Origin of the sequence: Porphyrobacter sp. GA68, from assembly GCF_022605525.1 — a bacterium.
Lineage (GTDB): Bacteria > Pseudomonadota > Alphaproteobacteria > Sphingomonadales > Sphingomonadaceae > Qipengyuania_B.
In genome coordinates, this window is the sequence record NZ_JAKQYJ010000002.1 from 709,992 (window position 1) to 735,703 (window position 25,712).

Genomic DNA, 25,712 nt, shown 5'->3' on the forward strand with positions numbered 1-25,712 from the left:
CGCCTAAAACCGCGCGATCACCCCTGAAACGGCCGATGTGACGGGAGAACTTCAGACTTGAGGCGCCTTTTGATGCTCGATGGGTTAGCTCTTATACACCCTCCAGCTCCCGCAATCGTTCCCGCACCGCGTGCAGATCTGCATCGAACATGCCGGTTTGCGCGTCACGCGCGGGCCCGTCCAGGCGCAACAGGTAGGACGGATGCGCCGTGATCCACAACTCGCTCCCGTCCTCCAGCATCTGCGGCTGCCCCCTGACCCGGGCGATGCTGACCGTCTTGCCCAGCAGTGCGCGCGCCGCGCTGGCCCCCATGGCCAGGATCAGCTTGGGACGAACCAACGCCCGCTCGCTTTCCAGCCACCACCGGCACGTGTCGATCTCCTTCGCCGCGGGCGACTGGTGAATGCGGCGACGCCCGCGCGGCGTGTACTTGAAATGCTTCACGGCGTTCGTGACGTAAGCCTGGCTGCGGTCGATCCCGGCCTTCTGCAGATGAAAATCGAGTAGCTGACCGGCTGGCCCGACGAATGGCCGTCCGCTCTGGTCTTCCTGATCGCCCGGCTGTTCGCCGACAATCATCAGCATGGCTTCGCGCGGCCCTTCGCCCATCACGGCGGTGTTTTCCAACAAGCCTATCGGGCACTTGCGGCAACCATGGATCGCCTTGCTGACCCCCTCCAGCGTGTCCGGCTTTTCCTCGAACTCCAGCGCTCCGGCTTCCACCATCCGGCTTTCCCTTGCCTGTGCCCCGGCGACGAGTGCCGGAATCAACGACGCCTCCGGCATGTTCTTCCAATACCGCTTGGGCATTTCCTTCAGCATGGCGCCGACCTTCAAACGCGCCGGGTTGAAAATCGACGCGTAGTAACTGCGCCAAAGGTCCTCCACCGGATCCCCGTCAGGTGCATCAGAGCGGCTCGCAGGAGGTCCTTCTCGCATCGTGACCCCGTCCCAATGCAAACAGCCTTTGGGCGTCAGGATCGACCAGCGCATGTTGGCAAACCGGCGCATGAAGAAACCGGCGTTGGCCCGGACAATGTGGTGCTCAGGTTCGAACCAAGCGACGTAATGCTCCTCCCCTCCCTCATCGAGCAGGCGAAATCGGACAAAGGCGTGCATCTTGTGGCTGTCGCGGCGCACCGCCTTGTCGAGCTCTTCCGCGCGCCGAACATCTGGGTCCGCCCTGTCTTCCATGATGCGGGGATTGCTACGATGGCGCCACAACAGCCGGTAAAGCAGCGCGAACCGGTCCGCATCGGAATGAAGGGCAACATTCTTGGCAAGGGTTAGGAACCGCTTGGAAGCGCGCACCGTTCTGTGCGGATCCTGCGGCACGGGAAGAGAGCGAGCGGTAACTGCGAACAGATCTCCGCCTGCCCCAGGCTCAATCCAGACGACCTGATCGGGCGGTACATCGCACTGCAACAGAACGCGTGCGCGATCCCGCCAAAAATCGAAGTCGTCCGGTGCAGGTAGTTCAACAGTATAGGAGCCGGCCACGTCGCTTGCCAGCGCGGGGTGCCCGGCACTCATGCGGCGAACAGCTCCAGCTGCTCGGCTTTAGGCGCCAGCAGGCGGCGCAGATCGACCTTGTCCGTCAACCCGGTCGGACGCCAATCGGCCGCGCAGATGAAAGGGCGCACCTTGCCAATGGAAACCGTCAGCTTGCCAACATCTTCCAGCCGCAGGTTGCGATGACGGCGGGACGCAAGGATCCGATCGACAGCGTGAACGCCCAACCCCGGTACGCGGAGCAGTTGCTCCCTGCTCGCCCGGTTTACATCAAGCGGAAACTGCTCCCGGAACTTGAGCGCCCAGGCCAGTTTCGGATCGATGTCGAGCGGAAGATTGCCGTCATCTTCCGTTGCCTGCATCACTTCGCGAGGCGCGAAACCGTAGAACCGCATCAACCAGTCGGATTGATAAAGGCGATGTTCGCGGATCAGCGGCGGCCGCTTCAGGGGCAAGACCGCGCTGGCATCAGGAATGGGCGAGAACGCGGAATAATAGACCCGGCGCAGCCGATAGCTGTCATACAGTCGGCTAGCCTTGCCAACGATATCTGCGTCCGTCGCACTGTCTGCCCCAACAATCATCTGGGTTGATTGGCCGGCGGGAGCAAACCGCGGGGCATGTCGAAACCGCTTCTTTTCGTCCCGAGCCTGACTGATCGCCAATTTCACGCCGCCCATCGCGCCTTCGATCTGGCGAGCGTCCTTGTCCGGGGCCAGCCGAGTTAGTCCGGCGTCGGTCGGCAGTTCGACGTTGATGGAAACGCGATCTGCATACAATCCCGCCTGATGAACCAGTTCCGGGTCGGCATCGGGGATGGTCTTGAGGTGGATATAGCCGCGAAAATCATGCTCTTCACGTAGCAGGCGGGCAACCTCAACCAGCTGTTCCATGGTGTGATTGGAGCTTTTGATGATACCCGACGACAGGAACAGACCTTCGATATAATTGCGCCGATAGAAGTTCAGCGTCAGGTCCACGACCTCCTGCGGCGAGAACCGGGCACGTCGCACGTTCGAGCTTTTTCGATTGATGCAGTAATGGCAATCGAAAATGCAATGGTTTGTCAGCAGAACCTTCAGCAGGGAAATGCACCTGCCGTCCGGAGCATACGCGTGGCAAATGCCCATTCCCTCAGTCGAACCAACACCCTTCCCGCTGCGGGAATCCCGCTTAGCGGTGCCTGAAGACGCACAGGACGCATCGTATTTCGCCGCGTCGGCGAGGATTTCCAGCTTCTGAAGGATCGTCTGTTCGGTCATTCGTTCTATGTATGTTCTTGCCGCGTGTTTGGCCAGAGCTAATCATTGGCTCCGCTGCCGCGACGTTCCTGACGAAAGCGCTTGCGGCGCCCGCGCGTTCCTGCGGTACAGCGCGGGACCGTGGCCGTCGCGGGGCAAGACTGGTCCGCAGGTGGAGGAACTAATGCCCGGCACCGCCCGTTCCGCCCTGCAAAGGAGGAATAAAGCGATGCATCACAATGAAGCCGACCCGGAAGAGTTGAAGCAGAAATTCTGGAAGGCGTTGGCGGATTCGCCCTTCGTGTTTCTGGAACGAAAGGCCGAACCCGGCGAAGGTGTGGTCATGACGGCAAAGCTCGACCCGGACGCGAACAGCGCAATCTGGTTTTTTACCCAGCGCAGCAATTCACTCGCTCAGATGGGTGAGGCAGTGTGCACGTTCGCGAGCAAGGGGCATGACGTCTTCGCCCGGTTCGATGGCCGGCTGTCCGAAGAGACAAGCCGCGAACGGCTAGACAAGGAATGGGACCGGATAACCGCCGCGTGGTTCGACGGCGGGAAGGATGACCCTAACCTCCTCATGCTTAGGATGGACCTTGGAGAGGCGCAGATCTGGGACAGCGATCTGGGGCTCTATTACAACACGAAGATGATTTTGGGCGGTGATGTCCGTGACCAGATGCCCAAACACACGGCAGAGGTTCAACTCTAGCTTCTCGTACGAAGGCGAATAGATCTGCCTTGCCGTACAAGCGCCGCCCGGTCGACCGGGCGGCGTTTTTCGTTGCGCGTCAGACCGCGCGGGGCGGATCGATCGGCAGCATGGTTTCCTCGCCCTCGATATCGTCCACGACTTCGATGATGCCGCGGCCCAGGTGGCTGCGGCTGCGGCTGTAAGAGAAGTAGATGAGCAGTCCAACCGCGCCCCAAACCGGGAAGACCAGCATGGCGTGATACGGAAGGTTGAAGAACAGGAAGGCGCAGCCGAGGATCGATGCCGGGGCGACAAACCATACGCCGGGGACGGAAAACGACCGTTCGCGGTGGGGTTCCTTCACGCGCAGGATCAGGACCGCAACCGCCACCATGAGAAAGGCATATAGCGTGCCGGTATTCGCAATCTCGGCCAGCTTGCCTACGGGCAGGAACGCGGCGGCGAATGCCACGACCGAGCCGGTGATCATCGTGACGATGTACGGCGTCCTCCATTTGGGGTGAATGGTCGACAGCCTTTCCGGCAGAAGGCCATCACGCGACATGACGAAGAAGATGCGCGTCTGGCCATACAGCAGGATGAGGATCACGGAGGGCAGCGCGATGAACGCGGCGAGGCCGACGAAGTTGCCAACCGTCGAATAGCCAATCTGCCTCAGGACATGCGCCAGTGCTTCGTTAGAGCAGACCAGCATTTCGGAATACTGCGGCAGCGCGCACTGCCGGGCCAGCTCCGCAGAGCCTGCCGGAAACGGTATGCCGTTGGGCCCCATGATGGGTTGCCCGCCGATTGTCCCGATGGCGCCTGCTGCCACCAGAATGTAGAACACGGTGCAGAACAGCAGACTGCCGATCAATCCGATAGGCACGTTGCGCTGAGGATTTTTGGTTTCTTCCGCCGCGGTTGAGACGGAGTCAAAACCGACATAGGCGAAGAAGATGATCGCGGCTGCGCCCACCGCGCCAAGGCCTGTTCCAAAGCCGCCAAAGACGCCGGCGGGCAGGAACGGGTTGAACCGGCCGGTGCTGAATTCCTCGCTCGGCAGGGTCAAGGCGATGAAGGCGGTGAGAGCGATCACCTTAATCGCAACCAGCACGGCGTTGACACGCGCGCTTTCGGTGGTGCCGATAACCAGCAGCCATGTAACAGCAAGGGCAATCACGACCGCCGGCAGGTTGATGAACCCGCCTTCCGCCCCGCCCAGCACCAGCGGACCGGCAGTCAGCCATGTCGGCAATGCCAGCCCCGTTAATTCGCGTAATGTTCCAACGAAATAGCCGGACCATCCCACCGATACAGCCGATGCCGCAACCGCGTATTCCAGAACGAGGGCCCAACCCACCGTCCAGGCGAGCAGTTCGCCCATTGTGGCGTAGGTGTAGGTGTACGCCGAACCCGACACGGGTATCATCGAGGCGATTTCCGCATAGCACAGGGCGGCAACGATGCAGATCGCCCCCGCGATGGCGAACGCCAGCATCAGGCCGGGTCCGGCTTTCTGCGCGCCTTCCGAAGTGAGAACGAAGATCCCGGTGCCGATCACGGCGCCTATCCCGAACAAAGTCAGCTGCAGCGCACCCAGCGTACGCGGCAACGCCTTTTTCCTGGCAGTCGCCAAAATTGCATCAAGCGGCTTTACCCGGCCAAACAGCATTCGTTTATCCCCCATACGGCGCGGCAGGGCGCCGCCCGTCCGATGTTTGGCCGGAAGCTAGCGAAAAGCTGCTGCTTGGCAAGGCAGAACTGCGCGCTTTTACAGATAGGAGTCAGCGTGTAACTAGCACGGCCATGTCCACCACCTTCCAGCTCGACACCGCGACCAGTCGCGCCTCTCCCACGCCGCAGCCGATGAAGCGGCTGACAGTCCCCGCCATCAGAAAGCGCAAGACGGACGGCGTCACTGCCGAACCGATCGTGATGCTGACCGCCTATACCGCGCGCATGGCGCAACTGCTGGACGCGCATTGCGACCTGTTGCTGGTAGGGGACTCGCTGGGTCAGGTGATTTACGGCCTTCCGTCCACCGTGCCGGTCACGCTTGAGATGATGGCGAACCATGCTGCGGCGGTGGTGCGCGGATCATACCATGCCGTTGTGATCGTCGACATGCCGTTCGGCAGCTACGAAGCCTCGCCCGAAGCCGCTTTCGCCAGCGCCGCGCACCTTCTCAAGGTCAGCGGCGCGGCAGGGGTGAAGCTGGAAGGCGGCGAGGCGATGGCCGAAACGGTCGCCTTCCTGACACAGCGCGGCATACCGGTCATGGGGCACGTCGGGCTCACCCCGCAGGCGGTCAATGTGCTGGGCGGCTATGCGGCGCGCGGCCGGAGCGACGCGGAGGCGCAGAAGATCGTGCGCGATGCCAAAGCGCTGGATGACGCCGGGGCGTTTGCGATCGTTGCAGAAGGGGTGGTCGAACCCACCGCGCTGGAAGTGACGCAGGCCGTTTGCGCCCCCGTGATCGGCATCGGCGCGTCGGCCCAATGCGATGGGCAGGTGCTCGTTTCCGAAGACATGCTCGGCCTGTTCGAACGGGTGCCCCGCTTTGTTAAGCGTTACGCCGATCTGGCAAGCATCATTGAGGAGGCCGCTTCAACATACGCGTCCCAAGTGCGCAGCCGCCAATTTCCCGGTGCGGCGCAGACTTATCAGCCGACCACCTGACGCCTTGTGTCAGCCGGACGATACGGCAGAAAAAGGCGTGGCGCCCTGTGTCATGCGGTCAGGCGCCAGCTTCAACCCGGTTGGCGGAAGGGAGCGTTGATGGCAGCCCACCCGGCGGCAGCGGATGCAGCCCATTCCGGTGGGTGTCCTGACAAGCTGAGGCATGCGCTGTAGCATAGCCAGTTCGCCCGCAAACCGGGTTTCCAGTCCGATGGCAATGGCGAACCGCCTGTCGCGGTCGGTGTCGCCGGAAGAGCGGGCGATGGTGATCCAGTCTGCCGGACTGGCACTGTCGACCTCCACCTGCTGCACATGCCACTCACCCGGCCGCCCCAGCGCGCTGTGGAGACGCCACAGAGGGCAGCTCCCCCTCACATCCAGGAAGGTGGCCCCGCTTGCTCCGGCAAGCAGCTTGGAAAACTGCCCGGCCGCGTCCACCCGGACCATGAAGATCGGCAAGCCGCGCTCTCCCACCCGCTGCAGAGTGGTCAGCCGGTGGGCAAGCTGTTCGAAACTGACGCCGAACCGCCCCTGCAGGATCGGCAGGTCATAGCCGGTGGCCTGGCACGCCCGCACGAAGCGGCTGTAGGGCATCACGAGAGCGGCGGCGAAATAACTGTACAGGTATCGTTCGAACAGGATGCGCGCAGTGCTGCCTGGCGCGATGCCCGATCCGGCGGCGATTGCCTCCACTGCGCTGCGCTGTTCAAGGATGGCGAGCTGCTTGGCAAGCTGGAAGGTCCGCGCCGCTGGTGCCAGCATCTCGGACAACTGCACCTGCCGTGCATGCAGGTCCAGTCGCCGCGTCAGGCCCGGGATCACGCTCTCCGGCACCACCCTGACCGACAGCTGGTGCCGCTGCCGCAGATGTTCGATCAGAGCGGTTGCGCTGTCGCCCCGCGACAATCGCAGCTCGTCGGCGAGCTGTTCGGCGGAATGGTCCAGATCGGCGAAGTGGTTGCGCCACTGTTCAATCGCCTGGCGGGCAATGGCCCCCGGGTCGTCCGGCGCGCCGGCCGCAGGCGATTGGCCATCGTACAGACGAGCAAAAGCCGCAGCGACGCTGGGTGCTGTCGCCAGCAATTCCTCGACCTCACGCCGGTCGATCGCGAGATCAGCAAACCGCGCGTCGGTCAGACGCCGGGCCATGCCATCGATGCCGCCGGTGCTGTCATCGGGCCGCAGTGACAAGGGATCAACTTCGAATTCGGATACAAGCTGCATCAGAACGCGGGCGCTGAGTGGCCGCTGATTACGCTCAAGCAGGGTGAGATAGCTGGCTGAGATGCCCAAGCGGGCGGCCATCGCACCTTGGGTGAGGTCCGCGTGCCGGCGCAGCTTCCGCAAAGCGGGCCCGGCATACAGGTCTGCTCGTGTCATAACCCCGTTTGTATCAATTATGACATTCGGACAAGAGATGCAGCGGGCTCTGTCCCGCAATGAACAAACTTTTTGTAACTTCCGGTCGTTCGTGAGGTGCCGGTCATGCTTTAGATGTGCAGACACACACGGGAGCCATGAATGACCTATTATCAGACTGTAGCCGATCTGGCGGCCAGCAACACGACTGCCGGGAACATCGGCTCGGAAAACATCGCCCGCATGCGCTTGCAGAACCGCTTTCAAACGGGGCTGGAGATCGCCCGGTACACCGCCCGCATCATGCGCGACGACATGGCCGCCTATGACCAGGATCCAGCCAAATACACGCAGTCGCTGGGGTGCTGGCACGGGTTCGTGGCTCAGCAGAAGATGATCGCCATCAAGAAACACTTCGGCAGCACGAAGCGCCGCTATCTCTATCTGTCCGGCTGGATGATCGCCGCATTGCGCAGTGAGTTCGGTCCCCTGCCCGACCAGTCAATGCACGAGAAAACCAGCGTTCCTGCGCTGATCGAAGAGATCTACACGTTCCTGCGCCAGGCAGATGCGCGCGAACTGGGAATGCTGTTTCGCAGCCTCGACAAGGCGCGCGATGACGGTGACGAGGTGGAGGAGCAGCGCATCCTCAGGGCGATTGACAGCTTTCAGACCCATGTGGTGCCAATCATCGCCGATATCGACGCTGGGTTCGGTAATGCCGAGGCGACTTATCTCCTTGCCAAGAAGATGATCGAGGCGGGTGCATGCGCGATCCAGATCGAGAATCAGGTTTCCGACGAGAAGCAGTGCGGGCACCAGGATGGCAAGGTCACTGTTCCGCATGAAGACTTCCATCAGAAGCTGCGCGCCATCCGTTACGCGTTTCTAGAATTGGGCGTCGAGGATGGCATCATCGTGGCCCGCACGGACTCGCTTGGTGCCGGGCTGACCAAGCAGATCGCGTATTCGCGCGAGCCCGGCGACCTGGGGGACCAGTATAACGCTTTCCTCGATTGCGACGCGGTCGATCCGGCCAGCGTGGGCCATGGCGATGTTCTGATCAGCCGGAACGGAGCACTCATGAAGACAAAGCGGCTGCCGTCCAACCTTTACCAGTTCCGCCCGGACACAGGGGAGGATCGCTGCGTGCTGGACTGCATCGCGGCACTTCAGCATGGCGCGGACCTGTTGTGGATCGAGACGGAGAAGCCGCACATTGGCCAGATCGGCGGCATGGTCAGGCGCATCCGCGAAGCAGTTCCGGACGCAAAGCTCGTTTACAACAATTCGCCCAGCTTCAACTGGACCCTCAACTTCCGCCAGCAGGTGTATGACGCCTGGGCACAGGACGGCCGCGATGTCTCCGGCTATGATCGCAGCCGGCTGATGAGTGTGGATTATGACGGAACGGACCTCGCCGCCGAAGCTGATGAGCGGATCCGGACATTCCAGGCGGACTCAGCGCGGGAGGCGGGCATTTTCCACCACCTCATCACCCTGCCGACATACCACACCACCGCGCTGTCCACCGACAACCTGGCGCGCGAGTACTTTGGCGCCGCCGGCATGCTCGGTTACGTAAAGAACGTGCAGCGCGAGGAAATCCGGCAGGCCATTGCCTGCGTGAAGCACCAGAACATGGCGGGATCGGACATCGGCGACGACCACAAGGAGTATTTTGCCGGCGAAGCGGCCCTGAAGGCCGGCGGCAAGCACAACACGATGAATCAGTTCGCCGCCTGACAAGGAGACAGGAAATGCAAGCTGCCACCGACCCGCACTCCCAGACTTCTGCCGAGCCAGGGCGTGCCCGCGCGCTGTTTTCAACCGCGGATTTCCGCCTTTTGCGCGCGGCTCTCGCCAGCCACGCCCGGCAGACCGATGACCGTGAGGAACTGGCGAAGATCAATGCGCTTCACCACCGGCTGGGCAATTACGTGCCGGATACCGAATAAGCAGGTTTCTCCTGGGGAGGAGAAGCGCGCCGCCGGGGTGAACCCTCCGGCGGCGCCATCGGTTTACCCGCCGGGGCGGGGCATGAGATCGAGGGCCGCTGCCGCTAACCCTTCGGTGGCGGTTGCGATCACCGCCTCGGCATCAGGCGCCCAGAACGGGGAATGGAGGGATGGCAATTCCACCTCGCCCCGCTGCGCTTTTTGCCATTGTTCCTGCGGCACCCCGCCGACCCAGAAAATGAGCGACTGCACATCGTCGGGGGCAGCACGTCGGAACTGTCCGAAGTCCTCCCCACCCATGACCGATGGAACCTGCATCACCCGATCTTCCCCAAACCGTTGACGAAAACGCGCCATGACTTCCTGCGTGAAGTCGGGATCGTTGAAGGTGGCGGGCGTGTATGTATCCTCCACCGTCACCACCGGCATACGGTCGCTGGGCAGACCGGCCGCGATGGCCTCGCCCCGCGCGATGCGGGCAATTCCATCGAGCAGCAGCTTGCGCGATTCGTCGGAATAGGAACGCACCGTCAATTGCAACTTTGCCTCGTCCGGGATGATGTTGTGCTTGGCTCCGGCGTGAAAGCTGCCAACGGTGACGACGGCGGGGTCAAGCGGACTGGATTCGCGGCTGACCAGCGTCTGCAGTTTCATGACGATCGCACTGGCCAGCACTATCGGGTCTTTCGCGGTGTGCGGATAGGCGCCGTGACCCCCAACACCCTTTACCGTGATATCGACGCTGTCCACATTGGCGAGCGCGTAGCCCGGGGAATAGCCGATGGTTCCGGCGGGGAACTGCGCGGCATTGTGGAATGCGACGGCGTAGTCGGGCTTGGGAAAGCGGGTGTACAACCCGTCCTCCAGCATGGCGAGCGCGCCAAGCCCCACTTCCTCGGCAGGTTGAAGCACCATGACCAGCGTGCCCTGCCATTCAGCCTTGCGTTCGCTGAGTAACTGAGCCGCTCCGATGAACGCGGTCATGTGCGTGTCATGGGCACAGGCATGCATGACGCCGGTTTCTACGCCGCTGGCCGGCGTCGCCAGTCGCCTTGATGCAAAGGGCAGGCCGGTCTGTTCCACCACCGGTAGCCCATCCATGTCGGCCCGCAGGAGGACGGTCGGCCCACCGCCATTCCTCATCACAGCGACCACGCCGGTCTTGCCCACCCCTTCGGTTACTTCAAAACCCAAAGCCTTCATCCGCTGCGCCAGCTTGGCGGCCGTTTCCCGCTCCTCGAAACTGAGTTCAGGATTTGCATGAAGGTCGCGGTAGAGCGTCATCAGGTCCGGCATATCGGCCGCGATGGCCGTGCGCAGATCCTGGGCGGCAGCCGGCGCGTTGATCCCGACGTTCAGCATTAAGGCGCAGATCAACAAGCGTGCTTTCATCCGATGTTCCTTTCGAGCCAGCGCCGCTGGGGCAACGCGCATCGCGCTGCTCGAGTCGCGGACACCGTCACGATAGAACCTTGTTGCTCTGCCGCAACCTGCACCCCCAGCGAGGTGCGGATGCAGGCGGCAAGCCAGCGCCGCCGTCCGGTTTCGCTGGGTGGATGCCTATCCCATCTTGAGCATGCTGATCGCGAAACACGTGGCGAGCCCAACCCCGATATTCATCGGAACACCGATTTTAACGAAGTCCATGAAGCGATAGTTCGCCGCCCCGTACACCAGCGTGTTCGTCTGATAGCCGATCGGCGTCGCAAAGCTGGCGCTCGCCGCGAACATCACCACGAACACGATGGCGCGCGGATCGACGCCGGCGGTTTCCGCTATGCCGATGGCAACGGGCGTCATGATGACGGCCACCGCATTGTTGGTTACCGCCTCGGTAAGTGCACTGGTTACTGCATACACCGCTACAAGCAGAATAAACGGAGAGCTGGCCAGCAGCACCGGGCGCAAGGTTTCCACGATCAGCTTCAGGCTTCCCGCGTTCTCCAGAGCCTGCCCGAACGCCAGCATCGCGAAGATCAACACCAGCGTGTTGCCGTCGATCGCCGCCCAAGCCTCCTCCGGTTCGATGCAGCGGGTGGCCAGCACCACCGCCACCCCTACGATCGCCAGCCCGACTATGGGAATATTGAACAGCGCGGCCAGCACGACCACGCCCGCCAGCGTCCCGATGGCGACTGGAGCCCGAACGCGTCGGAACGCCCGCACCGGTGCTTCGCTCACATCAGCCAACCCGATGTTTGCCTGAAGCGCCTGCGCCGCATCGTCTCCTCCGGCGATCAGCAAACGGTCGCCCGCCCGGACGCGCACATTGGCCAGATCGGGGCCGGCGAGGTGGCGCGGCCGGGAGAGGCCCAGCACGCGCACCCGCAAGCGCGAAAGAAGCGGTATTTCGGCCAGCCGCCGCCCGATGATCGGATGCGATGGCGAGATCACCGCGTGAACCAGCCGCAGGTCCGCAGGACGATTGGGTCCGGCCATCGCGACATCGCCGCCAACCCCTGTGAGACCTGTGCGAAAGCCACTTGTTTCAGCCAGCGACGCGAGCTCGGCAGGGTTGGCGGCGACGATCAACTGATCGCCAACCCTCAGTTCCCAGTTGTCGTATTGCTTGCGCTCCACCTGCTTGCCGCGCTGCACCCCGATGACACGCACGCCGGAGCGGCGGAAAATGGAAGTATCCGTCAGCATCTTGCCATCCAGCGGACTTTGCGCACTCACCACCAGATGCGACAGGTACATATCGCTTTCACGTTGCTCGTCCGTCGCCCGGGGCCCGCGATCTGGCAGAAGCCAGCGCCCCAGCAGGCCCAGCACCAGCAGTCCCGCCGCCGCACCGAACATGCCGACGCCGGTGATCTCGAAAATGCCGAATTGTGCCAAGCCCTGCTGCTCCGCCACGCCGGCGACCAGAAGGTTGGTTGAGGTTCCGATCAGCGTCAAAGTTCCACCCAGGATCGAGACGTAGGACAGCGGAATGAGCAGCCGGGTGGCAGATGTCTTCAGAACCCGCGCCAGCCGCTGGATGATGGGGATCATGACGATGACCACTGGCGTGTTGTTCATGAAGGCGGACGCCAGCATGGTGCCGCCGGCGACCTCTGCCAGTGCCACGCGGGGTCTGCGCATGGTGCGCCGGATCACCCAGCCCGTCACCTCTTCCAGTGCGCCGGTGCGAAGAAGCGCGCCAGACAGCACAAACATTGCGGCGATCGTGATGGGCGCGGAGTTGCCGAACACGTTCAACGCGTCGCTCACTGGCAAAAAGCCAAGAGCCATCATCAGGCCCGCACCTACGACTGCGATCACGACCGGCGGCCGCCGTTCGGTGGCAAAGGCTGCAAAAACCATTGCCAAGATGATGAGACCAATTTGCGCAGAGTACGCCGCGTGCCACGATTCGGGAAGGAGAGACATCACGGCGGCCTATGGCCACAAGCAGGGCAAGCCGCTAGCGCATTCACAGAGTGCTGCACCATCTGCTGCGGTGGTGCCCCTGGCCAGACTCGAACTGGCACTTCCGAAGAAATTCGATTTTGAGTCGAACGCGTCTACCAATTCCACCACAGGGGCACTGTCGGGGAAGCCGCGCCTCTAGCGGGAGGCTCTATCTCGTTCAAGTCTTGAGCGAAGCCACCAGAGCCTTGTGCAGCTTGGAATGCAGCTTGTCGTTGCCCGCCAGCACCTGTTCGTAATGAACCGGCTGGGAACGGCCGCGATAATCGGTGACAAAGCCACCCGCTTCGCGCACCAGCAGACAGCCGGCCGCCGTGTCCCAGATCGACAGGTCGCTTTCCCAGAACGCGTCGAACCTGCCGGCCGCCACCCACGCAAGATCCAGTGCCGCAGAACCGAACCGGCGGATGCCGGCCACTTGCGGGCCGATGGCGGCAAAGATCCTGCTCCACTCGGCAAAGTCTCCGTGCCCGCCGTAGGGGATGCCCGTCGCGACCAGCGCTTCATCCATGCGCGACCTGGCAGACACGCGCAGCCGGCCGTCGTGCAGCCACGCACCGCGGGACTTCTCTGCCCAGAAAGTTTCGTCCGTCACCGGCTGATACACCACGGCTGCTGTCACCTCGCCCCAGCCGCCACCTCCCAGCTTCGGCTCCTGCACGGCGATGGAGATCGAGAAGTGCGGAATTCCATGCAGAAAGTTGCTGGTGCCGTCGAGCGGATCGATGATCCAGCGCGGCTTGTCCGGCTCCCCTTCGATCACGCCGCCTTCTTCCAGTACGAAGCCCCAGCCAGGCCGCGCCTCTCGCAACTCGTCCCACAAGGTCCGTTCGGCGATCTGGTCTGCCTTGGAAACGAAATCCGCCGGCCCCTTGCGGCTGACCTGCAGATGCTCGACCTCGCCGAAGTCGCGCCTGAGCCGACCGCCCGCCTTGCGCGCGGCGCGCTCCATGACGCGGATGATGCCAGGAAGCTGGGCCATGATCTGCCCCTCAGCCCGCCTTGCCGATGTAGGTCCGCTCGTACACGTCAACCACGATGCGCGTTCCGCTTTCGATATGCGGCGGAACCATGACCCGCACCCCGTTCTCCAGGATTGCAGGCTTGAAGCTGGAGGACGCCGTCTGCCCCTTCACCACGGCATCCGCCTCGACAATGGTGGCCTCCACCTGTTCCGGCAGCGCGACGCTGATCGGCTTTTCGTCCCACAGCTCCAGCGTTACCTGCATCCCGTCCTGCAGGAAGGGGCGGGCATCGCCCAGCAGGTCGGATGGAAGATTGATCTGCTCGAACGTGTCGCCGTCCATGAACACCAGCTGTTCGCCGTCTTCGTAGAGGAACTGGTATTCCTTGGTGTCGAGCCGCACCCGCTCCACCGTGTCGGCGCTGCGGAAGCGCACGTTGGTCTTGCGTCCATCCTGCAGGTTCTTCATTTCCACCTGCATGTATGCCCCGCCCTTGCCGGGCTGCGTGTGCTGGATCTTGGCAACTTTCCAGATCCCGCCTTCATATTCGAGGATGTTGCCGGGGCGAATGTCGACACCGCTGATTTTCATGTAGTTGCTGGCTCCGGACTGAGGATGCTGCCTGAGGGCGCATGTCGCGCCTCGGCATGAAAGGCGCGGCCTTAGCGGCTCGTGCCGCGGACGGCAAGGCGGCTGGCGGCGCGACAAACCGGGCGCTAAGACGCGACGATGACCATATTCCGCATTCTGCTTCTGACCGCTCTGACCACTCTGCCCGCTCCGACCATCGACGCTGCCGCCGCTGCACCGGGCGGGAGGCTTGGCGTCCTGCCGCTGGGCTTTTGGCAGTGCGGGGTTCCGGGCGATGCGATGGGTTCCGCCCTGATCGTCGACGATCGGCGCAGCTTTGTCACCAGGCGTAATTCGGCATATTACACGCGCGAGGGGAGCGGCACCTACCTGCTGACCGGAACGACGGTGACGTTCACGCGCGGACCGTTGAAGGGTTTGTCGCTGCAGCGTGAAGACCGCAACCGCCTGCGCCTTGTTGTCGCGGCGGCGGAAACCAACGAACAGTTGGTATGCAACCGCCGTGCCTACCGGATCGACAGCGCCGTCAACGCTGGGTCAGAAGCGGAAAGGGATTAACCGGCTCACCGGTATCGTGCCAGGCACTCCCCCGTGCCATGCGGTAAATGGCGAAATGCAGGTGCGGCGCAGCGGGATCTGCATTCCCTGTGCTGCCGACCGTACCAATGAACTGACCTTGCTTCACCGGCTGCCCTTCTCGCAGCCCCTGCGCATAGGCATCGAGATGGGCATAATAGGTGAGGATTTCGCCGCCAGGCAGACGGATATATACAGTGTTGCCGCCGTCATTCGACAGGAACAGCTTCTCTACCCGGCCCGCAGCCGCCGCCACGATTGGAGTACCGGCCGGCGCGGCGATGTCGATGGCGTTGTGAACGCGCGCACCGCCGCCGCGTGACTGGGTATACGTGTCGACCAGTTGGCCGCGCTCTACCCCGGCCACGGGTATAATCCACTGGCCACTGCCGGCGATCGCGTCAGCCGTCCTCGAGGATCTGGCAGGAGCGGCACTCTCCTCCCTGGCAAGGAAGTTTGCGGGCGCCGAAACCTGCACACTGGGGCCAACGAGCAGGATACCCGCAACGATCCACCCGGCTGAGGTGAGCAGAAAGGTCACAAACGCTGTCTTGAGATGCTCCCTCAGCCGCATGGTTCAGCTTGGCCCCGTCATGCGACGAATTCGACCTTGGTCGTTGTGCTGACCATTTGCGCCAGTCTGGCAGCATCCCAATTCGTCAGGCGCACACACCCGTTGCTTTGCGCGCGTCCAATTGTTTGCGGCTCGGGCGTTCCGTGGATGCCGTAATGCTCCTTGGACAGGTCGATCCACACGACTCCTACTGGGTTGTTGGGTCCGGGGGGCAACCGCTGCTTGTCGTCGCTGTCTGGCGCGTTACGGAGCAGCGTCGGATCGTAGGAGTAGTCCGGGTTATACGCCTTGCCCAGGATCTTCCAGTCACCCAAAGGCAGTGGATCCTGTTCCGAACCCGAACTGACGGTAAACAGCGCGATCAACCGATCGTTGGAATCATAAGCGCGCAGCGTGTTCTTGCTCTTGCTCACTACGATGCGAGCTGCCTCTGGCTGATCCGATCCGACACCGAGAGAAGCAAGGGTGGCCTGCCAGCTTTCATCCTGCACCGCGCCGGGCACGATGCGGTCCGCCCCGATATTTGGAACCCTGACAAGCTGGCCCGGACGGAAAACTGCAGCTCCCACCGTTCCCGCTTCGCTCGCTGACGAGCGCGTTCCCTGTGGCGCCGGGGATGCCGTCTGCCCGCCCGTGCCGCCGGTTTGCGGTAGGGTCATACCAGCCGGAGTGCCACCCGGGTTGAGAGCCCGCAGCACATCGACGGTCGTATGGAACCGCTCCGCCAAGCGTTCATCGAGCGAGGTGTAGCCCATCCGGTCAAGCTGCGCCTGATCGGCCGGATCGTCGGGAAGCGGTCGATACTGCTCCTGCGCCCAATCCTGTGGAATGCGGACAATGCGCGTCGCGGCAAATTGCTGCCCCTGCCCTAGAGCCTGGCGTGTTGGCTCATCCAGCTGGCCTGTCACCTGCAGACCGGACGCTTCCTGAAACCCTTCGAGGGCATTGCGTGTGGAGATGCCCATTTGCCCGTCGATTACCCCGGGACCGAACCCCAGCCGGTCCAGTGTGACCTGCGCCTGCATCATCGGGCGCTGCTCAGGATCGGCAATATCAGGCACGTCTCCATCGCGCGCACCGTAGTCGGCGGATGCCATGCTGTCGGCAAGGTTGTCGGTCGTTTGCGCGGGGGCAGTGGACGATTGCTGCGCCGCGCCATCGGGCTCATCAGAAAAGTTGATGTTGCAACCCGCCAGAACCAGCGTGGAGGCAAACAGAAGAGATAAACGCATCGGTGAAAGCATCCTTTGACAGAACCGTTCGTCTCTAAACTCCTCAGGACGCGAAACTATCCTCCTGATGTTGCGTCCATCACCTGTCGGAACCGTTCAACGGCTTCGCTTTCGTTTCCGCTCCATACCGCGCCGCTCACTGCCAGGAAGTCCGCGCCCGCCGCGACCAGCGGGGCGCAATTGGATGGGTCGATGCCGCCGATGGCCACACAGGGAAGTTCGAACAACCGGCTCCACCAGGCAAGGATTTCGGGGTCAGGTCGGTGTTCGCTGCTTTTAGTGAGACTGGGAAAAAATGCGCCGAACGCGACGTAATCGGCCCCGGCTTCGCCCGCCTCCATCGCCAGGTGCCGGCTCGCGTGGCAGGTGACGCCGATCTGCGCCTCCCGCCCCAGCACATCGCGCGCCTCGCGCACGTCACCATCACCTTGCCCGAGGTGCACTCCGTCGGCCTGCAGACGTTTGGCGAGCGCGATCGAGTCATTGACAATGAAGGCCACATCATGCGCGGTACAGATTTCCTGCAGAGGTCCGGCCAGCCGAGCGGCTTCGTGACTGTCGACCCCCTTCAGGCGGAGCTGAAAAGCGGCAACCAAGCCCTTGCCCGCTCGGACGGCGCGCTCCAGCCGGTCCGGAAATGATCCACCGACTTCGGGTGGCGAGATTAGATAGAGCTGACCACCCGATACTGATTTCTGGTTTGCCATGAGGCCGCTCTAGCGAACCCCATCGAATCGGCAAGTTCCGGCTGCGGAACGAGATGGTGGCAGTTGCGGGCGCCAGCCTACGCACACGGCCAGTGCAGCATCATGTCCGCGCAGAGCGCCGGGTGTAATCGCCACCCGGGCCCTGGCAAATGGCGTATTCGTTCTCTCTCAGCAGCTGGCGTCGGCAATGGAATTGATGGCGTTGCCCAGCACCCGGTCGAACTCCGCGTCGTCCATGCCGACGCGCAGTTCTTGCAGCAGAGCGCGACTGAAGCTGGCGATCATGCCGTTGTTCTTCGCCAATTCGCGACAGGCGTCTTCCCGGCTGTAACCGCCCGACAGGGCCACGACCCGCAATACCTTGGGGTGTTCGATCAACGCGCTGTAGGCGTTCGCCTCCGCCGGTATCGTCAGCTTCCACATGACTTGCTGGCCGTCAGGTACACGGTCAAGCTGTTCCAGCGCGGCGTCAAGGAGCATGGCTTCGGCTTCGGCTCGTGTCTCGCTCTGCAACGAAACCTCCGGTTCGAGGATCGGGACGAGGCCATGGTCCAGTATTTCGAGACCGAAATCCATCTGCTGGGCGATGTTGTTGCGAACGCCTTCCTTGTTGGCGTCATGGATGACCGAGCGCATCTTGGTGCCGAACACGCCCAGCTCCCTGGCACGCGCGCACATCTCTGCGAGGCGCGGCATATCCTTCATCAGCTGCGCCCCGTTCTCCGCCTCATGCATGCCTTGATCTACCTTGAGGAACGGCACAACTCCGCGCTGGGCAAGCAGGGCCGGGATCGGAGTGCCATCATCGCTGCAGCCTTCCATGGTCCGTTCGAACAGGATGGCCCCGATTACCTTTCCGCTGCCAAAGCTGGGGCTGTTGATGATGCGGCAACGCATCTTGTGAATCTGACCGAACATCTCCTCTTCGCCCGACCATTCGCTGTCTTCCACGCCGTAGCCGCGCAACGCCTTTGGGGTGGAGCCGCCCGACTGATCGAGCGCGGCAATAAAGCCTTGCCCGGTTGCCATCTGCTGCTTCATCTCTTCGAAGGTCATCGTCATCTTCCCTGTTCTGTCACTTACGATTTGTACCCGGTACGCCCCTAGTGGCGCGCTCGCGCGGACCTCAACGGTTGCCGACTTTTCGAATGATCCCGGTGAAGCTGAGCACCGGGTTCGCGTCGGCGGTGATCAGGCCGCGCGCGAAAATCGTCTTGCCGCCTCCGCGAGTTACTTCACCGCGCGCCTCCATCAGCTGCCCTTCGCGCGCGGCATCGAGGAAGTCGCCTGAAAGGTTCATGGTCACACCGTGGGAGCCGCCAAGCGCATCCCGTGCAATCGTGAAGATTGCGCTGTCAGCGAACGTCATGAGGCACCCGCCGTGCATGAAACCGCCGCCGTTCATGTGGCGCTTTTCGGCCCGGAACGCGGAGACGCGGCGACCTGATGCATCAACGCGCTCGTAAAAGGGACCGGCGCGCTGTTCGAACGCGTCGCTCTGCCAGACATGCCAGCCGGCCCAATCGCCCTGGGTGACGAGAACCAGTCCGCCACCCGCGCCCACCGGCTCGCCAACCCCTTCGTTCTCGCTCATTGCGTCAAGGCCGCTACGCCGGGCAGCCGCTTGCCTTCCATCCATTCTAGAAAGGCGCCACCGGCAGTGGAAACATAGGTGAACTCGTCCGCTACGCCGGCATGGGCCAGCGCAGCGACGGTATCCCCGCCGCCCGCCACCGAAACGAGCGAGCCATCTTGCGTCAACGCTGCAGCCGTCCGGGCAAGCGCCACGGTCGCTTGGTCGAAAGGTGGCAATTCGAAAGCGCCGAGCGGTCCGTTCCACACCAGCGTCCGGCATGTTTTCAGCACATCGGCGAGTGCCTCTACCGCCTGCGGTCCGATGTCGAGGATCATTTCGTCTGGCGCAACTTCATGCACGTTAACAATGCGCATCGACGGGGGATTTGCCGCAAACTCCTTCGCGACCAGGACATCGTACGGCAGGTGCACGATGCATCCCGCGCTGTCTGCCCGGTTGAGGATCGCGATCACCGTTTCCGTCAGGTCGTGCTCGCACAGCGATTGGCCGACGTCCACGCCTCTCGCTGCAAGGAAGGTGTTGGCCATGCCTCCGCCGATGATGAGATGCCTCACCCTACCCACCAGATTTTCGAGCACTGCCAGCTTGGTGGACACTTTGGCCCCTCCGACCACCGCAGCCACCGGCTGTTCGGGACTGCCCAGCGCGCGCTCCAGCGCCTGCAGTTCGCGTTCCATCGCGCGGCCGGCGAAAGCGGGCAGCAGCTTAGCGAGACCCTCCGTCGACGCATGGGCGCGGTGCGCTGCCGAGAAAGCGTCGTTTACGTAGATATCGCCACGCGCGGCTACGGCACTGGCAAACTGCGGGTCATTGGCCTCCTCACCGGGCCAGAACCGGACGTTGTCCAGCAGGCCAATGTCACCTGGCCGCAGAATGCCGACAGCCTGTTCCACCACTGGCCCTGCGACTTCCGGTATGAACATCACTTCGCGATCAAGCGCCCGTTCAAGGTCGCCTTGCACCAGGCTGGTGGACATCGTCGAATGACGCCGCCCCTTGGGCCGCCCGAAGTGCGCGAGCAAAAGCACCTTGGCACCCTTGTCAGCCAGTTCCAGAATGGTCGGCTTGACGGCCTCGACCCGCGTCAGGTCGGAGGCGCGGCCTTCGTGCATGGGAAGGTTCAGATCGACGCGGACCAGTGCCGTCTTGCCAGTGAGATCGGCCGGAAGGTCGTCAAGAGTCTTGAAGGGCATGTGCAACTCCGTGATGCCCTCCCATGGTCCGCAGCCGGAACATGGGAAAGGCCGCTTGGCGAACCGGAGGCAATGCCGGTCGCCGCAGGCAGGTCGAGGATCAGATGAACTTCGCCATCACTCCCGCGGTGTCGATCATCCGGTTGGAGAAACCCCATTCATTGTCGTACCAGCTGACCACCCGGGCCAGCTTGTTCTCCAGCACAGATGTCTCCAGACTGTCTACAGTGGAACTTGCCGGATAATGGTTGAAGTCCGAGGAAACGAGCGGCTGGTCGGTATAGTCGAGCACGCCCTTCATGGACCCTTCCGCCGCTTGCTTCAGGGCGCCGTTGATCTCCTCTACCGAAGTGTCGCGCCCCGGCACGAAGACGAGGTCGACCAGACTGACGTTGGGCGTCGGCACCCGCACGCTCGACCCGTCCAGCTTGCCCTTCAATTCCGGCAGAACCAGCCCGACGGCTCGCGCTGCACCGGTCGTGGTTGGAATCATGTTCTGCGCACCCGCCCGAGCACGCCGCAGATCGCTGTGGATCTGGTCAAGCATACGCTGGTCGTTGGTGTAGGAGTGGATCGTCGTCATGAAGCCGCGTTCGATGCCAATCGCGTCGTGTAGCACCTTGGCCACCGGCGCGAGGCAGTTGGTCGTGCAGCTGGCGTTCGACACGATGTCATCGTCTGCTGTCAGGGTGTCCTGATTGACGCCGAAAACGATGGTCTTGGACACGCCCGTGGCCGGGGCCGAGATCAGAACCTTTTTAGCTCCGGCGGCCAAGTGTGGCCGCGATGCCTCGTCCGACTGGAAGAAGCCGGTGCATTCCAGAACGATATCGATGCCCTGCTCCCTGTGCGGCAGCTTGCCCGGATCCCGTTCCGCGGTCACGCGTATGTGGTGACCATCCACCACCAGATCGTCCCCGTCGGTTTCCACCTTGCCGGGATAGCGGCCGTGAGAGCTGTCGTATTGAAACAGCAACGCATTGCTCTTCGTGTCGGCGAGATCATTGATCGAGACGAGCTGAAGATCGTGATCATCCCGCTCCAGAATGGCTCGTGCCACCAATCTGCCGATGCGTCCGAACCCGTTGATCGCAACCTTAGTCGCCATAAAAAGAACTCCCGTTTAGCTGTTCAATTTCTGCAAGATTTTGGGGACAATAGCGTCCACGGTGAAGCCGAACTTGGCGAACAGATCCTCCGCCGGTGCCGATGCCCCGAACCGGTCCAATCCGATCTGGAGGCCATTGGCCATGGTATATCTTTCCCAACCCAGTGTGGCGCCTGCCTCGATGGACACGCGCAGCAGCTGTTCGGGCGGAAGGTCCGGCAGCAAGTCACGCCGGTACGCCTCGTCCTGCTGCGCGAACAGCTCCATGCAGGGCATCGAGATGACGTCCGCGCCTATACCCTGATCTTCAAGCCGCTGAGCGACGTCTGCGGCCAGCTGCACTTCGGACCCGGTTGCGATCAGAACAACCTTGCGCTCTGCCTTGGCTGATCGCAACCGGTAGGCACCGCGGGACGAACGGTTGCTGACCGCGTCCCATGCCTCGTCCCCGTCCCCCCGCAGTTGCGGCAGGTTCTGGCGGGACAAGGCGAGCACTGAAGGCGTTCCGGTGGTGGCAAGCGCCAATGCCCAGCATTCCGCCGTCTCGATCGCATCTGCCGGGCGATAGACGTTGAGATTGGGTATGAGGCGCAGGCTCATCAGCTGCTCGACCGGCTGATGGGTTGGACCGTCCTCGCCCAGGCCAATAGAATCGTGCGTCAGGACATAAACCACCCGCGCCTCGCTAAGGGCGGACAGGCGTATCGCGTTGCGGCAATAGTCGCTGAAGATGAGAAAGGTGCCCCCGTACGGTATGACTCCGCCGTGCAGCGCCATTCCGTTCATGGCGGCCGCCATGCCAAACTCGCGAATGCCGTAATAAACATAGCGCCCGCCGAAGCTCTCGCTGGTGAGCGCCTTTAGCGCGGCGGTCTTGGTGTTGTTGGAGCCGGTCAGATCCGCTGATCCCCCGATCAACTGCTCGATCGCGGGGTTGAGCACCTCCAGGGCCATCTGCGATGCCTTGCGAGTGGCGACTGCCTGGGGTTTGGCGGCGAGGTCGCGGATGAGCGGCTGCAGCGCCTCTGCCGCCCGTATTAACACATCTGTGCCGGACTCCAGCAAAGCCGGCGCGTCCGGGTTGGTTGATGCTCGCTTCTGCCACTCGCGGTGCGCTGCTTGCCCGCGTCGGCCCGCTTCGCGCCAATCATGCCGCACATCGGCGGGCAGGATGAAAGCGGCATCGGTCCAGTCCAGCGCCGCCCGCGTCGCGGCCGCTTCTGTTGCACCCAGGGGAGAGCCATGCAGCTTCTCGGTGCCCTGCAGGTTTGGCGCGCCCTTGCCGATCACCGTGCGGCAGATGACCAGCGATGGCTGATCCCCATGGCCCTTTGCCTCTGCCAGCGCGCGGTCCACATCGGCAAAGTCGTGGCCGTCGCATCCCGTAACGTGCCACCCGGTTGCCCGGTATCGGGCTGCGATGTCTTCGCACGTCGACAGGTCGGTCGATCCGTCGATGGTGATCGCATTGCTGTCGAACAGGACATTCAGGCGCCCCAAGCGCAGATGACCGGCCAGGCCGATCGCCTCGTGGTTGATCCCTTCCATCAGGCACCCGTCGCCTGCGATCACCCAGGTGCGGTGGTCGACCAGATCGGAACCCAGTCGCGCAGCAAGGTGCCGCTCTGCGATCGCCATGCCGACCGCCATGGCCAGCCCTTGCCCCAGTGGTCCGGTGGTCGCTTCCACCCCGGGCAGAAGGAAATTCTCAGGATGCCCGGCACAGGGGCTGCCCAGTTGCCGGAAGTTGCGGATATCGTCCAGGGTCGGCCGTTGGTAGCCGCTAAGATGCAGGAGGGCGTAAAGCAGCATCGAGCCGTGCCCGGCAGAGAGCACGAACCGGTCACGGTCCGGCCATGCGGGTGCGTCCGGGTCGAACTTCAGATAGCGGGTCCACAGAACCGTTGCCGCATCGGCCATGCCCATCGGCATGCCCGGATGGCCGGAATTTGCCGCCTCCACCGCATCGATCGACAACATTCGTACGGCATCGGCCATACGCTTGAGCCGGGCGGTGTCGAGTTCCATGCAGATGGCTCCAGGCAACGGCGGGACGGCAAAACGAGCCACGCCGGCATGATTCGTTGATGCAGCCTGCCTTTGCGGACCAGCAAGCAGGGGTCAAGGTGGCCGCGCTGGACCTGTTCGACCTTTGGACAGTTGTAGGGGGCACAGTGGCCGCCTTTGCCACTCCGAAACTAGCAGGGTAAGTCTTTCCGGCAAATGCATCACGACCGTACCACCATCGCCCTTGCGCGCCTGGCAAGTGCCGCAGAACGCATCGAAGCGGCCACGCACAATCTGCGGGCGAGCAAGTCTCAACAACCTCTTGACAGTTCGCAGCGACAGGCGGTGCGAGACGCCTTGGGCGAACTGGAAACCCTGCTTGAAGGACTGGCAAGGTGAGCGAGGTGACATTGGAGATCGCCCGGCGTACTTACACCTTGCGCTGCGATCCAGGGCAAGAAGATCATGTGCGTTCTCTGGGCGATGAAGTCGATGCGCGTCTGCGCCGGCTGGGCGCGAACCTTTCCCTCAACGACGCGAAGAACATGCTTTTCGCGGCCCTGATGCTGGCTGACGAACTGCAGGAATTGCGGCTGCAGGCTGGTGCAGCCGGCATGGATGAAGTGGCCGACGGCTCTGATACCCGGATTGCCGAACTGGAAGAACGGCTGAGCGAAGCCGAGGATGAAACGGAGCGGCTGCGCCTGCACCTTGCGAACGCCAATGCCAGGTTGAAAGAAAGCAGCGCGCTGGAGGCTGCTTCGTCGTCGACCGAACGTGAAGATGAGGTAGCCGACCAGATCGAAGGTTTGGCGGAAAAGCTGGAACGATGCGCATTGTTGCTTGAGAGCGCGCGCGGCGCGCACTAAGTTGGCGGTGGCGGGACTGCTCGGCACGAGCCGTCAGCGAACATCCCTGAGGCTATAAGCAATCCTTGGGAGCTGTCCCTGCCTTGGCGACCGGGTTTGTCCCGGGGACCGGGGTACACGGCGCCCACCTGACGTGAAGGCGTCAGAGGATTTCCCGGCAACGACCCACGGTGGTTCCGTCACTCGCATGCCAGGCAAGTCCGGAAACATGGAGGCCGGGTGAAGAGCGAAAAGACCGAATTGCGCAGGAAATTGCGACTGGCCCGGCGGGCGCATGTGGCAGCCCTGGAGGATACCACGCGCGCCCTGCTGTTCCGGCGCCCGCCAGCGCCGCTCATCCCGCTGCTGTCCGGCAATATCATCGGCATCTACAGCGCGACGCCGCATGAGGCGCCTGCGGCTGGCTATGCGCGGTACTTCGCTGAACAGGGCTGGACCGTCGCCTTGCCGCGCTTCGCACATCGTGGCGCGCCGATGGTGTTCGCCCGGCATACCGATCCTTTTGGGGAGAGCGATCTGGAGATCGGTCCGTTCGGCGTTCTGCAGCCGGCGCCAGACGCCCAGGCATTGAAGCCCGGGGTGCTGTTCGTTCCGCTCCTGGGCTTTACCCAGGATGGAGCAAGGATCGGCCAAGGCGGAGGACATTATGATCGTTATCTTGCGAAACACCCCGACGCTGTGACCATCGGCTTGGCCTGGGATGCGCAGCTTGTGGCGCAACTGCCGATCGAGGAGCACGACATGCGAATGAATTACGTCGTCACCCCGACACGTCTGTATGGACCGTTCTGATGCGCAGTGAACCAACCTGGCGGATCCCGGTCGGTCTGCTCGTTCTGCTGGCAGCGCTGACGGTTTATGGGGTCGTGATCGCCCGCTATCTGCCGGACATTATCGCTGATTGGCCGGTTTTGCTGCAGACCTTGGTGTACCTTGCCCTCGGTCTCGCATGGCTGCTTCCACTCAGACGCTTTCTCATCTGGATGGAAACAGGACGCCTGTCGGCTCCGCCCATTGAGACAGAAGCCGCAGAAGAACCCTAGTGGCGCGAGTGACGGGGCTCGAACCCGCGACCTCCGGCGTGACAGGCCGGCACTCTAACCAACTGAGCTACACCCGCGCATTAAGGCGGAAGCACCGCTAGGGAGCCGCGCCACTAGGCCAAGCACTGCGGAGTGTCAACGCATCAAGCGCGCAAAAATAGTGTGCCTCTCGCTGATTGAGGGACGGTTGTCGGCTTGCTTGACGAAGCGCGCAGCATCCTGCCCGCACCGTCCAGTTAGCCGCACCGAACGGCGGTGGGCACTCGTTGTGGCGATCAGCAAAGAATGATTGCATTTCTTTCGACCTGGCGCGCGAAGGGACTCGAGCGCCCGCTGATCAGCCACCCCGGCCGAAACATCGGCCACTGCTGACGCGCTTCGTCACGAGC

25 protein-coding genes, 2 tRNA genes and 1 other RNA gene are annotated in these 25,712 nt (G+C 62.7%); 10 read left to right on the plus strand and 18 right to left on the minus strand.

The window, feature by feature from the left end:
* Positions 1-91: 91 nt before the first annotated feature.
* Positions 92-1,534 carry a UdgX family uracil-DNA binding protein gene (locus LHJ54_RS11220; protein WP_228243993.1) on the minus strand — a complete coding sequence of 481 codons (1,443 nt, stop codon included), beginning with the start codon at positions 1,532-1,534 and terminating at the stop codon, positions 92-94.
* A complete protein-coding gene (locus tag LHJ54_RS11225; protein ID WP_228243994.1) occupies positions 1,531-2,775 on the minus strand; it encodes a putative DNA modification/repair radical SAM protein in 1,245 nt (414 codons plus the stop codon). Before LHJ54_RS11225 ends, LHJ54_RS11220 begins: the two co-directional genes overlap by 4 nt.
* A 163-nt stretch (positions 2,776-2,938) precedes the next feature.
* Here LHJ54_RS11225 and LHJ54_RS11230 point away from each other — a divergent pair, with 163 nt between their 5' ends.
* Positions 2,939-3,466, plus strand: coding sequence for a pyridoxamine 5'-phosphate oxidase family protein (locus tag LHJ54_RS11230; protein ID WP_228243995.1), 528 nt, complete (start codon positions 2,939-2,941; stop codon positions 3,464-3,466).
* A gap of 79 nt (positions 3,467-3,545) precedes the next feature.
* Here LHJ54_RS11230 and LHJ54_RS11235 read toward each other — a convergent pair whose 3' ends face one another.
* Complete coding sequence (locus LHJ54_RS11235; protein WP_228243996.1) at positions 3,546-5,123, minus strand: amino acid permease; 1,578 nt, start codon at positions 5,121-5,123, stop codon at positions 3,546-3,548.
* Positions 5,124-5,257: 134 nt separating this feature from the next.
* On the opposite strand from LHJ54_RS11235, the gene panB reads away from it, so the two are divergent.
* Positions 5,258-6,130, plus strand: a complete 873-nt coding sequence (panB, locus tag LHJ54_RS11240; RefSeq protein WP_228243997.1) for a 3-methyl-2-oxobutanoate hydroxymethyltransferase — start codon at positions 5,258-5,260, stop codon at positions 6,128-6,130.
* Between the two features lie 9 nt (positions 6,131-6,139).
* Here panB and LHJ54_RS11245 read toward each other — a convergent pair whose 3' ends face one another.
* Entirely contained in the window at positions 6,140-7,510 is a 1,371-nt protein-coding gene (locus tag LHJ54_RS11245; protein WP_228243998.1) for a short-chain fatty acyl-CoA regulator family protein, read from the minus strand.
* Between the two features lie 141 nt (positions 7,511-7,651).
* On the opposite strand from LHJ54_RS11245, the gene LHJ54_RS11250 reads away from it, so the two are divergent.
* On the plus strand, positions 7,652-9,235 hold the full coding sequence (locus LHJ54_RS11250) for an isocitrate lyase (RefSeq protein ID WP_228243999.1): 1,584 nt from the start codon (positions 7,652-7,654) through the stop codon (positions 9,233-9,235).
* Between the two features lie 14 nt (positions 9,236-9,249).
* Positions 9,250-9,447 (plus strand): hypothetical protein, encoded by a 198-nt coding sequence (locus tag LHJ54_RS11255; protein ID WP_228244000.1) that lies wholly within the window; start codon positions 9,250-9,252, stop codon positions 9,445-9,447.
* A gap of 63 nt (positions 9,448-9,510) precedes the next feature.
* Here the strand turns inward: LHJ54_RS11255 and LHJ54_RS11260 are convergent, their stop codons facing one another.
* From LHJ54_RS11260 to efp, 5 genes are all read right to left on the minus strand, one after another.
* Positions 9,511-10,839, minus strand: a complete 1,329-nt coding sequence (locus LHJ54_RS11260) for an amidohydrolase (protein WP_228244001.1) — start codon at positions 10,837-10,839, stop codon at positions 9,511-9,513.
* 168 nt (positions 10,840-11,007) lie between these two features.
* Positions 11,008-12,822: an SLC13 family permease gene (locus LHJ54_RS11265; RefSeq protein ID WP_228244002.1), complete on the minus strand. Its 1,815-nt coding sequence runs from the start codon at positions 12,820-12,822 to the stop codon at positions 11,008-11,010.
* Between the two features lie 71 nt (positions 12,823-12,893).
* Positions 12,894-12,978, minus strand: a tRNA-Leu gene (locus LHJ54_RS11270).
* Positions 12,979-13,021: 43 nt separating this feature from the next.
* Positions 13,022-13,843, minus strand: coding sequence for an inositol monophosphatase family protein (locus tag LHJ54_RS11275; RefSeq protein ID WP_228244003.1), 822 nt, complete (start codon positions 13,841-13,843; stop codon positions 13,022-13,024).
* Between the two features lie 10 nt (positions 13,844-13,853).
* Positions 13,854-14,417 (minus strand): elongation factor P, encoded by a 564-nt coding sequence (gene efp / locus LHJ54_RS11280; RefSeq protein ID WP_228244004.1) that lies wholly within the window; start codon positions 14,415-14,417, stop codon positions 13,854-13,856.
* A gap of 138 nt (positions 14,418-14,555) precedes the next feature.
* On the opposite strand from efp, the gene LHJ54_RS11285 reads away from it, so the two are divergent.
* On the plus strand, positions 14,556-14,975 hold the full coding sequence (locus tag LHJ54_RS11285; protein WP_228244005.1) for a hypothetical protein: 420 nt from the start codon (positions 14,556-14,558) through the stop codon (positions 14,973-14,975).
* Here LHJ54_RS11285 and LHJ54_RS11290 read toward each other — a convergent pair.
* The 8 genes from LHJ54_RS11290 to tkt form a co-directional block, all read right to left on the minus strand.
* On the minus strand, positions 14,944-15,567 hold the full coding sequence (locus tag LHJ54_RS11290) for a M23 family metallopeptidase (RefSeq protein ID WP_241721443.1): 624 nt from the start codon (positions 15,565-15,567) through the stop codon (positions 14,944-14,946). The genes LHJ54_RS11285 and LHJ54_RS11290 overlap by 32 nt on opposite strands.
* A gap of 17 nt (positions 15,568-15,584) precedes the next feature.
* A complete protein-coding gene (locus tag LHJ54_RS11295) occupies positions 15,585-16,799 on the minus strand; it encodes a L,D-transpeptidase family protein (RefSeq protein ID WP_228244007.1) in 1,215 nt (404 codons plus the stop codon).
* A 56-nt stretch (positions 16,800-16,855) separates the two neighbouring features.
* Positions 16,856-17,506, minus strand: coding sequence for a thiamine phosphate synthase (gene thiE, locus LHJ54_RS11300; protein WP_228244008.1), 651 nt, complete (start codon positions 17,504-17,506; stop codon positions 16,856-16,858).
* A 168-nt stretch (positions 17,507-17,674) separates the two neighbouring features.
* A complete protein-coding gene (locus tag LHJ54_RS11305; protein WP_228244009.1) occupies positions 17,675-18,562 on the minus strand; it encodes a fructose bisphosphate aldolase in 888 nt (295 codons plus the stop codon).
* Positions 18,563-18,632: 70 nt separating this feature from the next.
* Positions 18,633-19,100: a PaaI family thioesterase gene (locus LHJ54_RS11310; RefSeq protein ID WP_228244010.1), complete on the minus strand. Its 468-nt coding sequence runs from the start codon at positions 19,098-19,100 to the stop codon at positions 18,633-18,635.
* Positions 19,097-20,296: a phosphoglycerate kinase gene (gene pgk, locus LHJ54_RS11315; protein WP_228244011.1), complete on the minus strand. Its 1,200-nt coding sequence runs from the start codon at positions 20,294-20,296 to the stop codon at positions 19,097-19,099. The genes LHJ54_RS11310 and pgk overlap by 4 nt, the downstream gene beginning before the upstream one ends.
* 100 nt (positions 20,297-20,396) lie before the next feature.
* Entirely contained in the window at positions 20,397-21,404 is a 1,008-nt protein-coding gene (gene gap, locus LHJ54_RS11320) for a type I glyceraldehyde-3-phosphate dehydrogenase (RefSeq protein WP_228244012.1), read from the minus strand.
* A 15-nt stretch (positions 21,405-21,419) separates the two neighbouring features.
* The gene (tkt, locus tag LHJ54_RS11325; RefSeq protein ID WP_228244013.1) at positions 21,420-23,432 is read right to left on the minus strand and encodes a transketolase; all 2,013 of its coding nucleotides are present in this window, start codon (positions 23,430-23,432) and stop codon (positions 21,420-21,422) included.
* A gap of 195 nt (positions 23,433-23,627) precedes the next feature.
* Here tkt and LHJ54_RS11330 point away from each other — a divergent pair, with 195 nt between their 5' ends.
* The 5 genes from LHJ54_RS11330 to LHJ54_RS11350 all read left to right on the plus strand — a co-directional run bounded on the left by LHJ54_RS11330 (position 23,628) and on the right by LHJ54_RS11350 (position 25,323).
* Positions 23,628-23,810 (plus strand): hypothetical protein, encoded by a 183-nt coding sequence (locus tag LHJ54_RS11330; protein WP_228244014.1) that lies wholly within the window; start codon positions 23,628-23,630, stop codon positions 23,808-23,810.
* The gene (locus LHJ54_RS11335) at positions 23,807-24,280 is read left to right on the plus strand and encodes a cell division protein ZapA (RefSeq protein WP_228244015.1); all 474 of its coding nucleotides are present in this window, start codon (positions 23,807-23,809) and stop codon (positions 24,278-24,280) included. The genes LHJ54_RS11330 and LHJ54_RS11335 overlap by 4 nt, the downstream gene beginning before the upstream one ends.
* A 10-nt stretch (positions 24,281-24,290) precedes the next feature.
* Positions 24,291-24,461: non-coding RNA, 6S RNA (gene ssrS, locus LHJ54_RS11340), on the plus strand.
* 38 nt (positions 24,462-24,499) lie between these two features.
* The gene (locus LHJ54_RS11345; RefSeq protein WP_228244016.1) at positions 24,500-25,072 is read left to right on the plus strand and encodes a 5-formyltetrahydrofolate cyclo-ligase; all 573 of its coding nucleotides are present in this window, start codon (positions 24,500-24,502) and stop codon (positions 25,070-25,072) included.
* Positions 25,072-25,323 (plus strand): DUF2842 domain-containing protein, encoded by a 252-nt coding sequence (locus LHJ54_RS11350; RefSeq protein ID WP_228244017.1) that lies wholly within the window; start codon positions 25,072-25,074, stop codon positions 25,321-25,323. The genes LHJ54_RS11345 and LHJ54_RS11350 overlap by 1 nt, the downstream gene beginning before the upstream one ends.
* Here LHJ54_RS11350 and LHJ54_RS11355 read toward each other — a convergent pair.
* A tRNA-Asp gene (locus LHJ54_RS11355) sits at positions 25,324-25,400 on the minus strand. It lies immediately after the preceding gene.
* Positions 25,401-25,712: the final 312 nt, after the last annotated feature.